We start from the raw sequence: 13,551 nt of genomic DNA, 5'->3' as shown, positions 1-13,551 counted from the left end.
CTGAGTAGGCCGCACCCGCCGTCACCCCGGCTCGCCAGGGCCTGCCTTCCGGCCCCGAGCGGGCGGTGCCCCGCCCCATCCGCTCCCTTCCGGTTGACCGCGTGGGCCCTCCGGCCCCTGGTACGGCCCATGGCCCGCTCCCACTCGCCGCCACCCGGCTGACCGCGCAGGTGCTCCGGCCTCCGACACGGCAGCCCGCGCCCGCACCCGCGCGATCGCTTTGGGCACAGTTCCACAGGCCCCACGGGCCCTCATGGCGACCGGGAGCCCGGTCGGCCTGAGACGCGCGGGGATCAGGCCGGATCAGGAAGGTGCAGCCCCGCTGTGGGCAGCCGCCACTCGGGAGGAGAGGAGGGGAGAGCGCGGGGACAACGTCCAGCGCTGGCTGGGACGCCGCACGCGACGGTGGCAACGTGGCGGCACCACCTCTCAGTTGTGGCCGGGGGCGTGCCTGCCAGGGGCCGAGGTGGCCGCGGCCCACCGCCCCCTGGCCGCCTCCGCCCGGCCTCGCGTGTCATGGCGAGGCCGGGCGGGGCGATCCGGTGTTGCCGCTATGGCGGGGCCGGGCGGAGGGGCGAACCGGTGTTGCCCGGAGGGCTAGCGCTTCTTCGGGTCGAGCAGGCCCGCTCGCCGCAGAGCGTCGGCCATCGCGCCGTTCACCGGGGCCGCGTCGCGGCCTCCGCCGCCGCGCTGGCCGCGGCCGCCCTGGCGCTGCTGAGGCGCACCGCCCTGACGCTGCTGGGGCGCGCCGCGACGGCCCCCGCCGCGCTGGCCGCGGGCGTCCTCGGAGCGGTTGCGGTCCCGGCCGCCGCCGGACGCGGCGCCCGCCTCGTCGTCGAGCCGGAGCGTCAGCGAGATCCGCTTGCGCGGGATGTCGACGTCGAGGACCTTCACCCGGACGATGTCACCGGGCTTGACCACATCCCGCGGGTCCTTGACGAACGTCTTGGACATCGCGGAGACGTGCACCAGGCCGTCCTGGTGCACACCGACGTCGACGAACGCCCCGAACGCCGCCACGTTGGTGACGACGCCCTCCAGGATCATCCCGGCCGACAGGTCGCCGATCTTCTCGACGCCCTCCTTGAAGGTCGCGGTCTTGAAAGCGGGTCGCGGGTCGCGGCCCGGCTTCTCCAGCTCCTTGAGGATGTCGGTGACCGTCGGCAGACCGAAGGCATCGTCCACGAACTCGTCCGGCCGCAGGTCCCGCAGCACCGTCGTGTTCCCGATGAGGGTGGACACGTCGCCGCCCGCCTTGGTGACCATCCGGCGCACCACCGGATACGCCTCGGGGTGCACGCTCGACCCGTCCAGCGGGTCGTCGCCGCCCCGGATGCGCAGGAAGCCCGCGCACTGCTCATACGCCTTGGGGCCGAGCCGGGCCACGTCCTTGAGCGCCTTACGGTTGACGAACGGGCCGTTGGCGTCGCGGTGGGAGACGATGTTCTCCGCGAGGCCGGTGCCGATGCCCGAGACCCGGCTGAGCAGCGGGGCGGAGGCCGTGTTGACGTCCACCCCGACACCGTTCACACAGTCCTCGACGACCGCGTCGAGCGAACGGGAGAGCTTCACCTCGGACAGGTCGTGCTGGTACTGGCCGACGCCGATCGACTTCGGGTCGATCTTGACCAGCTCGGCCAGCGGATCCTGGAGCCGGCGCGCGATGGAGACGGCGCCGCGCAGCGAGACATCGAGGTCCGGCAGCTCCTGCGAGGCGAAGGCGGAGGCCGAGTACACCGAGGCGCCCGCCTCCGAGACCATCACCTTGGTGAGCTTCAGCTCGGGATGCCTGCCGCACAGCTCGCCCGCCAGCTTGTCGGTCTCGCGGGACGCCGTGCCATTGCCGATCGCGATGAGCTCGACCTTGTGCTCACGCGCCAGCCCGGCCAGCTTGTCGAGGGCCTGGTCCCACTGGTTGCGGGGGACATGTGGGTAGATCGTGTCCGTGGCCGCCACTTTGCCGGTCGCGTCGACCACGGCCACCTTCACCCCCGTACGGAAGCCGGGGTCGAGGCCCATCGTGGCGCGGGTGCCCGCCGGGGCGGCGAGCAGCAGATCGCGGAGGTTGGCGGCGAAGACCCGGACGGCCTCGTCCTCGGCGGCCTGCCGCAGCCGCAGCCGCAGATCGATGCCGAGGTGGACCAGGACGCGGGTGCGCCAGGCCCAGCGGACCGTGTCGGCAAGCCACTTGTCGGCGGGGCGACCGCGGTCCGCGATGTCGAAGCGGTGGGCGATGGAGCGCTCGTAGGAGGTCGGGCCGGTCTCCTCGGAGGGCTCCTCCGGCTCCAGGGTGAGGTCGAGGACCTCCTCCTTCTCCCCGCGGAACATCGCCAGCACCCGGTGCGAGGGCAGCTCGGTGAACGGCTCGGCGAAGTCGAAGTAGTCGGCGAACTTGGCGCCCGCCTCCTCCTTGCCCTCGCGCACCTTGGTGGCCACCCGGCCGCGCTCCCACATCCGCTCACGCAGCTCGCCGATGAGGTCGGCGTCCTCGCTGAACCGCTCGGCGAGGATGGCCCGCGCCCCGTCCAGCGCGGCGGCGGCGTCCGCAACGCCCTTCTCGGCGTCCACGAAGGCCGACGCGGCGGCCGTGGGCTCCACCGTCGGGTCGCCCAGCAGCCCGTCCGCGAGCGGCTCCAGCCCGGCCTCGCGGGCGATCTGGGCCTTCGTACGCCGCTTGGGCTTGTAGGGGAGGTAGATGTCCTCCAGCCGGGCCTTGGAGTCCGCGGCGAGGATCTGTGCCTCCAGCGCCTCGTCCAGCTTGTCCTGGGAGCGGATCGACTCGAGGATCGCGGCGCGCCGCTCCTCCAGCTCCCGCAGATAGCGCAGCCGCTCCTCCAAGGAGCGCAGCTGCGCGTCGTCGAGCATTTCCGTCGCTTCCTTGCGGTAGCGCGCGATGAACGGCACGGTGGAGCCGCCGTCGAGCAGCTCGACGGCGGCTTTGACCTGCCGTTCCCGTACGCCGAGTTCCTCGGCGATCCTGCCTTCGATGGACGTCGTCACGATCACGCTCCGCTTTCGGTATGCACTGCTCCTGCATTGTGGCAGGTGGCACTGACGAAGCGGTCGCGGCCGACGCTTTCGGCGGGCCGGGAGGGTCGGGATACGGATCGGGCGGACACCGGTATCAGCCGGAAAAGGTCATCACACCCGCCTGCGGCGCGGTCCGCTCGCCGCGTCGGAGGCACCGCCGAAGAGGCGGGCCAGGGCGCGGAACGGGAGCGTCACCACGGTCGCGATGGCGGCACCGATGGCACGGAGCACGTCGGCGATGGCACGGAACACGGTGGATACCTCCTGTCGGTCGGTGGCGGCTCGGCGGCGGCCGCCGGGCACCGTTCGCTACGCGGCGCACGGGCTGGTGCCGGCGTACGCGGCGCGCGGTGTGGGCGCCCGGTTGTCAGACGGCCGATCGCGCACGACAAGCGGGTATCCCGATGTGCTCCTGCCAAACTCCGCCCGGGATGGGCGGTCCCGTGCGGCGTCTCCCCTGGAAGCCCTTCCTGGAAGGCTCCCCCGGGGGCGCGGCACGGGCGCGTGGCGGGCCTGTCGGCCGACCGTCAGCTCTTGCCGCGGAGGTCCGCCGGGAAGGCGCCGTTCTCGCGGGCGGTGGTGGTGAAGGCGGTGGCCAGCTCGGTCAGCCGGGCCACACCCTCGGCGCCCAGGTGCTCGTACGGCGCCGCGTCCAGGCGGTCGGTCTCCTTCTCGAGGTGCTGGCGCAGCCGCTCACCGGCCTCCGTCAGCTCGTTGTCGGCGGTGAGCAGCCCCCGGTCGCGCAGCCGCTGCCGGCCCGCCTCCCACTCCTCGGCGCTCCAGCCGCGGGTCCGCAGGATCCACTTGGTGGACATGCCCTGACCGGTCGCGGTGTGGGAGGCCAGCGCCTCGACCGCGTCGAGCTCGGCGCTGACCAGGGTCATCAGATGGCCGTCGCCACGGTGTTCGCGCAGCAGCGACGCGGCGTGCCACAGCGCCAGATGCGGGGCGTCCGGGACGGGCAGATCGGCGTGGGCGGCGTACAGGGGGCGCGCCGGGCGCGAACACGCCTCCGTGGCGCGCAGCGCCAGCTCCGCGGCCTCGGCCATCTCCTTGGAGGCGATGACGTCCTCGCCCAGCACCCGCCGCAGCACCGAGTCGGCGGCCCGCAGCCGGGCGTCCAGGGCGGCCTCGGGGGAGACCACGTCCCACGCGGCAGGAATGTGGCGGGCGATCAGGGCATGGCTGAAATTGAAGAAGGTCGCGGTGACGGTGCCCGCGCCAGCCCGGCCCATGGGCGCCGCCCGCCCGACGAAGTAGGCGGCCGCGCTGTCCTTCAGGCCCAACTCGGCGAGCTCCTCGCCGAAGTCGGGGGAGAAGTAGATGGCGGAGTGGAGCGGGTTGACGACGCTGTAACAGCGACGGGCGGCAAGCTCGGGAAGTGTGGTCATGGCCGCACGCTACCGACAGGTAGTGACCCCCGGTAGCCCGGGTATCCCCAAGATCCATCGGGCCCGCGGGATCCGGCCACCTTTACGCCGTCGCGATCCCCTCCAAACCCCATCAGCCCGCTCGATCCGGCCATCTTGCGGCCGCGGTCATCCGACCGGTGGGGTCCAGCGGAAGCGCGGGGTGCGGCGTTCGAGGAATGCGGCGATGCCCTCGCCGGCCTCCTCGCTGTGCCGTGCCTGTTCCCGCCAGTACGCCGCCCGGTCCGGTTCGACGGGCCCGGCCGCGAACTCCTTGGCCGCCGCCTGGGTGAGCTGTGACCGGGAGACCAGCGACCGCGTGAACTCCGCCACCCGCTTGTCGAGTCCGCCCGCCGGCGGCACCTCGTCCACCAGCCCGGTGCGCAACGCCCGTTCGGCGTCGATCAGTTCGCCCGAGAACAGCAGGAACTTGGCGGTGGCCGGTCCCACCAGCTCGACCAGCCGGCGGGTCGAGCTGGGGGCGTAGACGATGCCCAGCTTGGCCGGGGTGATCCCGAAGCGGGCGCCCTCCTCGGCGAACCGCAGATCGCAGGCGGCCGCGAGCTGACAGCCGCCGCCCACGCAGTAGCCGCGCACGGCGGCCAGGGTCGGCTTGGGGAAGGCGGCCAGCGCCTCCTCGGCGGGCAGCGCGAGCCCGGTGGACTCCTCGTACGTGGCGCTCAGCGAGCCGATGTCGGCGCCCGCGCAGAAGGTGTCGCCCTCGCCGGTGAGCACCAGCGCCCGTACGGCGGGGTCGGCGGCGAGCCGGGTCAGCAGCGGGGGCAGCGCCCGCCACATCCCGGGGGTCATCGCGTTGCGCTTGGCGGGGTGGCGGATGACGACGGTCGCTATGCCGTCGGCGACCTCGTGCTCCAGACAGGGCTCCATGTGGCGGATCGTATCCGGGCCGCGCGGGGGCGCCTTCGACGGCATCCGGGCCGGGGCGGGACAGGAGCGGGACAGGAGCGGGGCCGGGGCATTCGGGCCGGGCATGGCAGATTCACCATGGCCGGAACCCTGGCGAGCAGGAACAGTCGAGCGCGTGACCGTGGCATACGCCAACGATCAAAAACGCTCGATAAGCGTCAAGTTGTGCGTACTCCATCGGTCCGTACCGGCGCTTCTCAACACTCGGTACGAGTGGTCGGGCGCGGCGAGGGGTGGGTATCGCACATGGAGATCCTCGGGAGAGTCCCCTCCGAAGGGAGACACGCCCCGCCCCCGGCCCCGCGACCGGTCGCCTACGAGGGGACGTGGCGGTTCACCGCACCGGCCCTGGACTCCTCCGTGCCCCAGGCCCGGCACGCGGTGCGCGATCTGCTGGACCATCAGCGCGTGCCGGTCGACGACGAACTGGTGGAGAGTCTGCTTCTGATCGTCTCCGAGCTGGTCACCAACGCCGTACGGCATGCCGCGCTGCTCTCCCCCGAGATCGCCGTCGAGGTCTCCTTGAGCCGGGACTGGGTCCGGATCGCCGTCGAGGACAACCACCCCTACCGGCCCGTCGCGCTGATGGCGGACCAGGGCGGGACGGGCGGGCGTGGACTGCTGCTGGTGACGGCGATCACGGAGGCGGCGGGCGGGGTCTACGACGTCGACCACACGGCGAGCGGCGGCAAGGTCGTCTGGGCCGCCCTTCCGCTGCCCGGCGCGGCTACCAGCCTGCCGCCGTCCCGGTGAGTTCCCGGACCGCCGGGCGGGCCGCGTCCAGCACGGTCATGAACCACGCCGAGAACGGTCCCTCGTCGCGCAGCTTCTCCAGCTCATCGGGGGTGACGAAGGCGACCTCGCCGATCTCCTCGGGATCCGGGCGCGGGGTCGCCCGCACCAGCCCGGCGAAGAGGTGGTTGTACTCCTGCTCCACCAGGCCCGAGGCGGGGTCGGGGTGGTTGTAGCGGACGGTGCCCGCCTCCCGCAGCAGCGCGGGCGCCACGCCCAGCTCCTCACCGGTGCGCCGGGCGGCGGCCACGAACGGCGGCTCACCGGGGTAGGGATGGCCGCAGCAGGTGTTGGACCAGACCCCGGGGGAGTGGTATTTGCCCAGGGCACGGCGCTGCAGCAGCAGCCGCCCCCGGTCGTCGAAGAGGAAGACGGAGAACGCCCGGTGCAGCTTGCCGGGCGCGAGATGTGCGGAGAGCTTCTCCGCGGTGCCGATCGTCGTACCCTCCTCGTCGACCAGCTCGAGCATGATCGGGTCTGCGGAACCGCTCGGCGCGGAGGGCGCGGCGGTCTCGGCGGAGGCGCCGTTGGCAGGTGTGATCGGCATGACCATCCTCATAGTTCCGACTCGTGAACATCCAAGTCTGCCGCACATGTGCCCCCTGTCTGTGTCAGTGGCACAGCTTGGCTTCGTGATCAGCATGCCCACCCGGTTCCAGCTGGAACGTGCAGTGCCCGACGTCGAAGTGCTCCCCCAGACATCCCTGCAAGGCGTGCAGCATCCGCTCGTGGCCGATCGCGTCCAGAGCCCCTGGGGCGACCACCACATGCGCGGAGAGCACCGGCATTCCCGAGGTGATGGTCCACACGTGGAGATCGTGCAGCCCCTCCACCCCGGGCAGGCCGAGGATGTGGGCGCGTACGGCCGCCATGTCGACATTCCGCGGTGCCGCCTCCAGGAGGACGTTCAGCGTCTCGCGCAGCAGCTTGTACGTCCGCGGGACGATCATGAGGCCGATCACCAGGGAGGCGACGGGGTCGGCCGCCTGCCAGCCGGTCGCGAGGATGATCCCGGCGGACACCAGCACCGCGACCGAGCCCAGCGCGTCCGCCGCGACCTCCAGGAAGGCGCCCCGGACGTTCAGGCTCGTGCGCTGGCCGCCCCTGAGCAGGGCCAGCGACACCAGGTTCGCCGCCAGGCCGACGGCGCCGAAGACGATGGTCAGCCCGCCCTCGGTGGCGGCCGGGGTGAGGAACCGCAGCACCGCCTCGGAGAGGATGTAGCCGCCGACGCCGAACAGCAGCAGACAGTTGCCGAGGGCCGCCAGGATCTCGGCGCGGGCATAGCCGTAGGTGCGGTGCGGGCTCGGGGGACGGCCGGCGAAGTGGATCGCCAGAAGCGCCATCGCCAGCCCGAGCGCGTCCGTCGCCATATGGCCGGCGTCCGCGAGCAGGGCGAGGGAGCCGGCGAGCAGGCCGCCGATGATCTCCACGGCCATCACCGTGAGCGTGATGGCCAGGACGATCCGCAGCCGCCACCGGTGGGCGGCGCCGGCGGTGGTGTGGCCGCGCGCGTGGTCATGACCTGCGCCCATGTGCGTAGGGCCCTCCTCCCGGCGGCGCGGCCCCCTGCTCACCAGTGAACTACGGCGCCGGGGCGCGGCCGGATAAGCCGCGCCGGTGCCCCCTCACCCGCGCGGATGCCCGGACAGCGGCACCAGTGCCCGGCTCAGCGGCGCCCGTGCCCCCCTCAGCCGCGGCGGGCCTCGGGGTGGTGCAGGCACCAGCCCTCCCAGGCCGACTCCACCATCGCGCGCACATCGTGCCGGGCGCTCCAGCCCAGCTCCTTGGCGATCAGTTCGGTGGATCCGACGACCCGGGCCGGATCGCCCGCCCGGCGCGGCCCGACCACCGGGGTGAGTTCCGGGCGGCCGGTGACCTCCCCGATCAGATCGGACATCTCGCGCACCGAGACGCCCTGACCGGTGCCGATGTTCACCGTGAGATCGCCCGGCGCCCGCTGCGTGGCCAGCCGGCGGGCCACGGCCAGATGGGCGGAGGCCAGATCCTCGACATGGATGTAGTCGCGGACACAGGTGCCGTCGGGGGTGTCGTAGTCCTCACCGAAGATCCGGGGCGGCTCTCCGGCGGTGATCCGCTCGAACATCATCGGGATGATGTTGAACACTCCGGTGTCGGACAGCTCGGGGCGCGTGGCACCCGCCACATTGAAGTAGCGCAGACAGGCCGTGGAGAGGGAGTGGGCCGCGCCCGCCGCCCTGACCAGCCATTCTCCGGCCAGCTTGGTCTCCCCGTACGGATTGATCGGCAGGCACGGGGTGTCCTCGGTGACGAGTTCCACATCGGGCATGCCGTAGACGGCCGCGGAGGAGGAGAAGAGAAAGCGGCTGACACCGGCCGCGACCGCCGCCTCCAGCAGCACCGTGAGCCCGTGCACATTCTCGCGGTAGTAGCGCAGCGGCTGCTCCACGGACTCCCCGACCTGCTTCTTCGCCGCGAGATGCACCACCCCGGTGACCCGCAGCTCAGCGAGGGTGCGGTCCAGCAGTTCACGGTCCAGGAGGGAGCCGCTCACCAGCGGTACGTCCTCGGGCAGCCGCGCCCGGACCCCGCTGGACAGGTCGTCGAGCACGGCCACGGACTCGCCCGCCTCGGCCATGGCCCGCACGACATGCGACCCGATATATCCGGCACCACCTGTGATCAGCCATGTCATGCCCCGCACCCTATCCGTGGCGGGGCGGTCGCCGTTTGTGGAGGACAGCCGCCATCCACCATGATGATCCGCGGCACGCGGAAGTGGTCGTTCCCCCGATCGTGTGGTGAATGTGCGGTGAACGGCGGCTTCCATCAATCCGATAGCCTCTGCCGGACGTGCCGCCAGCCCCGCGGGGCCAGGGCGTGCGATGCCCATGGCCCGGAGGGCCCAGGCCAGTGCCATCAGTGGCGCGGCCACCATGTCAGCTGCCAAGGAGTGAGTTCGTCTGTCGACCGCGATTCTCACCGGTGCGCCGGTCGCCGGCTCGTCCCTCGAGGACGGCCTGCGATCGCTGGGCTTCGACGTGCGTACGGCGACCGACGCCGCCGCGGTCACGGCGGAGCTCGCCACCGTCCCGGCGCATGAGCGGGTGGCCCTTGTGGACCCCCGCTTCGTCGGCCATGTCCATGCCCTGCGGCTGGCCCTCACCGACCCCCGCTTCCCCGCGGCCGCGGTGCGCGGCGCGCTCAGCGTCCAGCCGGAGGCTCGTACGGCGCTGGTCCGCGCGGTGACGGCCGCCGCGCGCGCCGGAACGACGGCCCCCACCGGCTCCGCCGCGCAGTCGCGATCCGTGGCCGTTGCCGAGACGACCGCCACGGACGGAGCGACCGCCGCTCACTCCCGGGTGGACGACCTCGCCGCCGCCCTCGACGCCGAAGGTGTCGCCGTCCACCGCCCCGAGCTCGGTGTGCTCGTGGCCGACGTGCCCGCGGACGCCGAGGCGCGGGCCGCGGCGCGCGACGCCGTGGCCGCGGTGGACGACGAGCGGGTGCGGCTGCGGTCCGCCGTGAAGGCGCGGGACGGCTTCTTCACGACCTTCTGCATCAGCCCGTACTCCCGCTACATCGCCCGCTGGTGCGCCCGGCGCGGGCTGACCCCCAATCAGGTCACCACCGCCTCCCTCCTCACCGCCCTCATCGCGGCGGCCTGCGCCGCCACCGGCACCCGGCCCGGGTTCGTCTCGGCCGGTGTGCTGCTGATCGCCTCGTTCGTGCTCGACTGCACCGACGGACAGCTGGCCCGCTACTCGCTGCAGTACTCCACGCTCGGCGCCTGGCTGGACGCCACGTTCGACCGGGCCAAGGAGTACGCCTACTACGCGGGCCTCGCCCTCGGCGCCGCCCGCGCCGACGGCGGCGGTGACGATGTATGGGCGCTCGCGCTCGGCGCGATGGTGCTCCAGACCTGCCGCCATGTCGTGGACTTCGCCTTCAACGAGGCCAACCACGACGCCACCGGCAACACCAGCCCCACCGCCGCCCTCTCCGGCCGCCTCGACAGCGTCGGCTGGACGGTCTGGGTGCGCCGCATGATCGTGCTGCCGATCGGTGAGCGCTGGGCGATGATCGCCGTGCTGACCGCGTTCACCACGCCCCGCATCACCTTCTACGTGCTGCTCATCGGCTGTGCGCTGGCCGCCTGCTACACCACCGCCGGCCGGGTGCTGCGCTCGCTGACCCGCCGCGCGGAGCGCACGGACCGGGCCGCCCGCGCCCTCGCCGAGCTCGCGGACTCCGGTCCGCTGGCCGAGCTGGTCGCCAAGGTCACCCCCCGCAGGGCGAGTTCGTACCTCGCCCCGGTCTCGGCCGCCCTCGGTGCCGCAGCCGTCCTGGCCGGCACCGCGGCCGCCGGTTTCGGCTCCTGGGTGCCTCTCGGATGCGCCGTGCTCTACGCGGTCCTCGCGGGCGTCGCCGTCGCCGCGCCGCTCAAGTGCCCCCTCGACTGGCTGGTGCCGCCGCTCTTCCGCGCCGCCGAATACGGGACCATCCTGGTCCTGGCGGCCTACGCGGAGGTGAACGGAGCCTTGCCCGCTGCTTTCGGGCTGGTTGCGGCGGTCGCCTACCATCACTACGACACGGTGTACCGCATCCGCGGCGGCACGGGGGCACCCCCGCGCCCGCTGGTGCGGGCGATCGGCGGGCACGAGGGGCGGACGGTGGTGGTCACGGCCGCCGCTGCCCTGCTGCACGACCAGAACCAAGGTTTCACCATCGCGTTGACCGCTTTGGCGGCGGTCATCGCGCTGGCGGTGCTCATCGAGAGCATCCGTTTCTGGGTGTCCTCAGGAGCACCCGCCGTACACGACGAAACAGGAGAACCCGCATGATCGGCCTCGTGCTCGCGGCCGGCGCCGGACGGCGTCTGCGCCCTTACACCGACACGCTTCCCAAGGCGCTGGTGCCAGTGGGACCCGAGGGGAAGGAAGGCGAGCCCACCGTCCTGGACCTGACCCTCGGCAACTTCGCGGAGATCGGTCTGACCGAGGTCGCCATCGTCGTCGGCTACCGCAAGGAGGCCGTGTACGAGCGCAAGGAGGCCCTGGAGCAGAAGTACGGCCTCAAGCTCACGCTGATCGACAACGACAAGGCCGAGGAGTGGAACAACGCCTACTCCCTCTGGTGCGCCCGTGACGCGATCCAGCACACCGTGATCCTCGCCAATGGCGACACCGTGCACCCGGTCTCCGTCGAGAAGACCCTGCTGGCCGCGCGCGGCAACGGCCAGAAGATCATCCTGGCCCTGGACACGGTCAAGCAGCTCGCCGACGAGGAGATGAAGGTCGTCGCCGACCCCGACAAGGGCGTCCAGAAGATCACCAAGCTGATGGACCCGGCCGAGGCGACCGGTGAGTACATCGGCGTCACCCTCATCGAGGGCGAGGCCGCCGCCGATCTCGCGGACGCGCTGAAGGCCACCTTCGAGCGCGACCCCGACCTCTACTACGAGGACGGCTACCAGGAGCTGGTCAACCGCGGCTTCAAGGTCGACGTGGCCCCGATCGGCGACGTCAAGTGGGTCGAGATCGACAACCACGACGATCTGGCGAAGGGCCGTGACATCGCGTGCCAGTACTGACGAGGCTCATCCCCTCGCCGCTCGTCGTCGACATCCGCGCGGGCGCCCTGGACGATCTCGCGGGGGTCCTCGCCGACCAGCGGATCTCCGCCTCCGGCAAGCTGGCCATCGCCATCAGCGGCGGCTCCGGCGCCCTGCTGCGCGAGCGGCTGTCACCGGCGCTGCCGGGCGCGACCTGGTACGAGGTCGGCGGCGGCACGCTGGATGACGCGATCAAGCTCGCCGACGCCATGAAGTCGGGGCACTACGACGCGGTCGTGGGGCTGGGCGGCGGAAAGATCATCGACTGTGCGAAGTTCGCCGCGGCGCGCATCGGCCTTCCGCTGGTCGCCGTCGCCACCAACCTCTCGCACGACGGTCTGTGCTCCCCGGTCGCGACCCTCGACAACGACGCCGGACGCGGCTCGTACGGGGTGCCCAACCCGATCGCGGTGGTCATCGACCTCGATGTGATCCGTGAGGCGCCGGTCCGCTTCGTCCGCTCCGGTATCGGCGACGCCCTGTCCAATATCTCCGCGGTCGCCGACTGGGAGCTGTCCCACCGCGAGACCGGCGAGCAGATCGACGGCCTCGCGGCCGCGATGGCGCGCCAGGCCGGCGAGGCCGTGCTGCGCCACCCCGGCGGGGTAGGCGACGACGGTTTCCTCCAGGTGCTGGCCGAGGGACTGGTGCTCACCGGCATCTCCATGTCGGTCGCGGGGGACTCCCGCCCGGCCTCCGGTGCCTGCCACGAGATCAACCACGCCTTCGACCTCCTCTTCCCCAAGCGCGCCGCCAGCCACGGCGAGCAGTGCGGCCTGGCCGCCGCCTTCGCGATGCGGCTGCGCGGGGCGCACGAGGAGTCGGAACACATGGCCCAGGTGCTGCACCGGCACGGTCTGCCCGTGCTGCCCGAGGAGATCGGCTTCACCGTGGACGAGTTCGTCCAGGTCGTGGAGTTCGCTCCGAAGACGCGCCCCGGCCGCTACACGATCCTCGAGCACCTCGACCTCTCAACCGACGCGATCAGGGACGCATACGCCGACTATGCCAAAGCAGTCAGTCAAGCCATCAGTGGCTGAACTCCGCCCGGTCGTCCACCCCGCGGGGGTCAAGGACCGGCGGAGCGGTGAGCACTGGGCCGGGCGCCTCTATATGCGGGAGATCTCGCTGCGCATCGACCGGCACCTGGTGAACACACGGGTCACGCCCAACCAGCTGACGTATGTGATGACCGTCTTCGGCGCCCTCGCTGCCCCGGCCCTGCTGGTGCCGGGGATCGCGGGTGCCGTGCTCGGGGTGCTGATGGTCCAGCTCTACCTGCTGCTGGACTGCGTCGACGGCGAGATAGCCCGCTGGAAGAAGCAGTTCTCGCTGGGCGGTGTGTATCTGGACCGGGTCGGCGCCTACCTGTGCGACGCCGCGGTGCTCGTCGGCTTCGGTCTGCGCGCCGCCGACCTGTGGGGCTCCGGGCGGATCGACTGGCTGTGGGCGTTCCTCGGCACCCTCGCCGCGCTCGGTGCCATCCTGATCAAGGCCGAGACCGACCTCGTCGGGGTCGCCCGGCATCAGGGCGGTCTGCCGCCGGTCAAGGAGGCGGCCGCCGAGCCGCGCTCGTCCGGTGTGGCGCTGGCCCGCAGGGCGGCCGCGGCACTGAAGTTCCACCGACTGGTCCTCGGGGTCGAGGCGTCGCTGCTCATCCTCGTGGTGGCGGTGGTGGACCAGGTGCGCGGGGACCTGTTCTTCACCCGGCTGGGCGTTGCCGTACTGGCCGGTATCGCCCTGCTGCAAACCCTTCTTCACCTCGTGTCCATCCTCGCGTCGAGCAGGCTCAAGTGA

General features: G+C 72.0%; 12 protein-coding genes. 5 read left to right on the top strand and 7 right to left on the bottom strand.

Translation table 11 applies throughout. From position 1 onward, the window contains the following. Positions 1-597: 597 nt before the first annotated feature. The 4 genes from ACFYOY_RS43360 to ACFYOY_RS43345 form a co-directional block, all read right to left on the bottom strand. The gene (locus tag ACFYOY_RS43360) at positions 598-3,000 is read right to left on the bottom strand and encodes a Tex family protein (RefSeq protein WP_388593303.1); all 2,403 of its coding nucleotides are present in this window, start codon (positions 2,998-3,000) and stop codon (positions 598-600) included. Between the two features lie 141 nt (positions 3,001-3,141). Further along, on the bottom strand, positions 3,142-3,282 hold the full coding sequence (locus tag ACFYOY_RS43355) for an LPFR motif small protein (protein WP_014056040.1): 141 nt from the start codon (positions 3,280-3,282) through the stop codon (positions 3,142-3,144). Between the two features lie 275 nt (positions 3,283-3,557). Next, positions 3,558-4,421 carry a hypothetical protein gene (locus ACFYOY_RS43350; protein WP_351900755.1) on the bottom strand — a complete coding sequence of 288 codons (864 nt, stop codon included), beginning with the start codon at positions 4,419-4,421 and terminating at the stop codon, positions 3,558-3,560. 147 nt (positions 4,422-4,568) lie between these two features. Continuing rightward, a complete protein-coding gene (locus ACFYOY_RS43345; protein ID WP_351900757.1) occupies positions 4,569-5,327 on the bottom strand; it encodes an enoyl-CoA hydratase/isomerase family protein in 759 nt (252 codons plus the stop codon). A 285-nt stretch (positions 5,328-5,612) separates the two neighbouring features. On the opposite strand from ACFYOY_RS43345, the gene ACFYOY_RS43340 reads away from it, so the two are divergent. Further along, positions 5,613-6,119 (top strand): ATP-binding protein, encoded by a 507-nt coding sequence (locus ACFYOY_RS43340; RefSeq protein WP_351900759.1) that lies wholly within the window; start codon positions 5,613-5,615, stop codon positions 6,117-6,119. Here ACFYOY_RS43340 and idi read toward each other — a convergent pair. From idi to galE, 3 genes are all read right to left on the bottom strand, one after another. After that, complete coding sequence (idi, locus tag ACFYOY_RS43335; RefSeq protein WP_351900761.1) at positions 6,094-6,705, bottom strand: isopentenyl-diphosphate Delta-isomerase; 612 nt, start codon at positions 6,703-6,705, stop codon at positions 6,094-6,096. The genes ACFYOY_RS43340 and idi overlap by 26 nt on opposite strands. A gap of 64 nt (positions 6,706-6,769) precedes the next feature. Next, positions 6,770-7,693 carry a cation diffusion facilitator family transporter gene (locus ACFYOY_RS43330; RefSeq protein WP_351900763.1) on the bottom strand — a complete coding sequence of 308 codons (924 nt, stop codon included), beginning with the start codon at positions 7,691-7,693 and terminating at the stop codon, positions 6,770-6,772. A gap of 155 nt (positions 7,694-7,848) precedes the next feature. Then, positions 7,849-8,835: a UDP-glucose 4-epimerase GalE gene (gene galE, locus ACFYOY_RS43325; RefSeq protein WP_351900765.1), complete on the bottom strand. Its 987-nt coding sequence runs from the start codon at positions 8,833-8,835 to the stop codon at positions 7,849-7,851. A 268-nt stretch (positions 8,836-9,103) separates the two neighbouring features. Here galE and ACFYOY_RS43320 point away from each other — a divergent pair, with 268 nt between their 5' ends. From ACFYOY_RS43320 to ACFYOY_RS43305, 4 genes are read left to right on the top strand one after another with little or no spacing between them, the layout of a single operon-like run. Next, positions 9,104-10,984, top strand: a complete 1,881-nt coding sequence (locus tag ACFYOY_RS43320) for a DUF5941 domain-containing protein (RefSeq protein WP_388593348.1) — start codon at positions 9,104-9,106, stop codon at positions 10,982-10,984. Beyond that, positions 10,981-11,733 carry a sugar phosphate nucleotidyltransferase gene (locus tag ACFYOY_RS43315; protein WP_014056048.1) on the top strand — a complete coding sequence of 251 codons (753 nt, stop codon included), beginning with the start codon at positions 10,981-10,983 and terminating at the stop codon, positions 11,731-11,733. Before ACFYOY_RS43320 ends, ACFYOY_RS43315 begins: the two co-directional genes overlap by 4 nt. Then, entirely contained in the window at positions 11,721-12,794 is a 1,074-nt protein-coding gene (locus tag ACFYOY_RS43310; protein ID WP_388593297.1) for an iron-containing alcohol dehydrogenase family protein, read from the top strand. The genes ACFYOY_RS43315 and ACFYOY_RS43310 overlap by 13 nt, the downstream gene beginning before the upstream one ends. Further along, a complete protein-coding gene (locus tag ACFYOY_RS43305) occupies positions 12,760-13,551 on the top strand; it encodes a CDP-alcohol phosphatidyltransferase family protein (protein WP_351900769.1) in 792 nt (263 codons plus the stop codon). The genes ACFYOY_RS43310 and ACFYOY_RS43305 overlap by 35 nt, the downstream gene beginning before the upstream one ends.

The sequence above is a fragment of the Streptomyces sp. NPDC007875 genome, from assembly GCF_042868035.1.
Classification (GTDB): domain Bacteria; phylum Actinomycetota; class Actinomycetes; order Streptomycetales; family Streptomycetaceae; genus Streptomyces; species Streptomyces antimycoticus.
This window is presented reverse-complemented; position numbering and strand designations above follow the sequence as displayed.

Coding starts and splice junctions, on each gene's coding strand:
- ACFYOY_RS43350 (WP_351900755.1), bottom strand. CDS start 4,421: ATGACCACACTTCCCGAGCTTGCCGCCCGTCGCTGTTACAGCGTCGTC.
- ACFYOY_RS43345 (WP_351900757.1), bottom strand. CDS start 5,327: ATGGAGCCCTGTCTGGAGCACGAGGTCGCCGACGGCATAGCGACCGTC.
- ACFYOY_RS43340 (WP_351900759.1), top strand. CDS start 5,613: ATGGAGATCCTCGGGAGAGTCCCCTCCGAAGGGAGACACGCCCCGCCC.
- idi (WP_351900761.1), bottom strand. CDS start 6,705: ATGCCGATCACACCTGCCAACGGCGCCTCCGCCGAGACCGCCGCGCCC.
- ACFYOY_RS43330 (WP_351900763.1), bottom strand. CDS start 7,693: ATGGGCGCAGGTCATGACCACGCGCGCGGCCACACCACCGCCGGCGCC.
- galE (WP_351900765.1), bottom strand. CDS start 8,835: ATGACATGGCTGATCACAGGTGGTGCCGGATATATCGGGTCGCATGTC.
- ACFYOY_RS43315 (WP_014056048.1), top strand. CDS start 10,981: ATGATCGGCCTCGTGCTCGCGGCCGGCGCCGGACGGCGTCTGCGCCCT.
- ACFYOY_RS43305 (WP_351900769.1), top strand. CDS start 12,760: ATGCCAAAGCAGTCAGTCAAGCCATCAGTGGCTGAACTCCGCCCGGTC.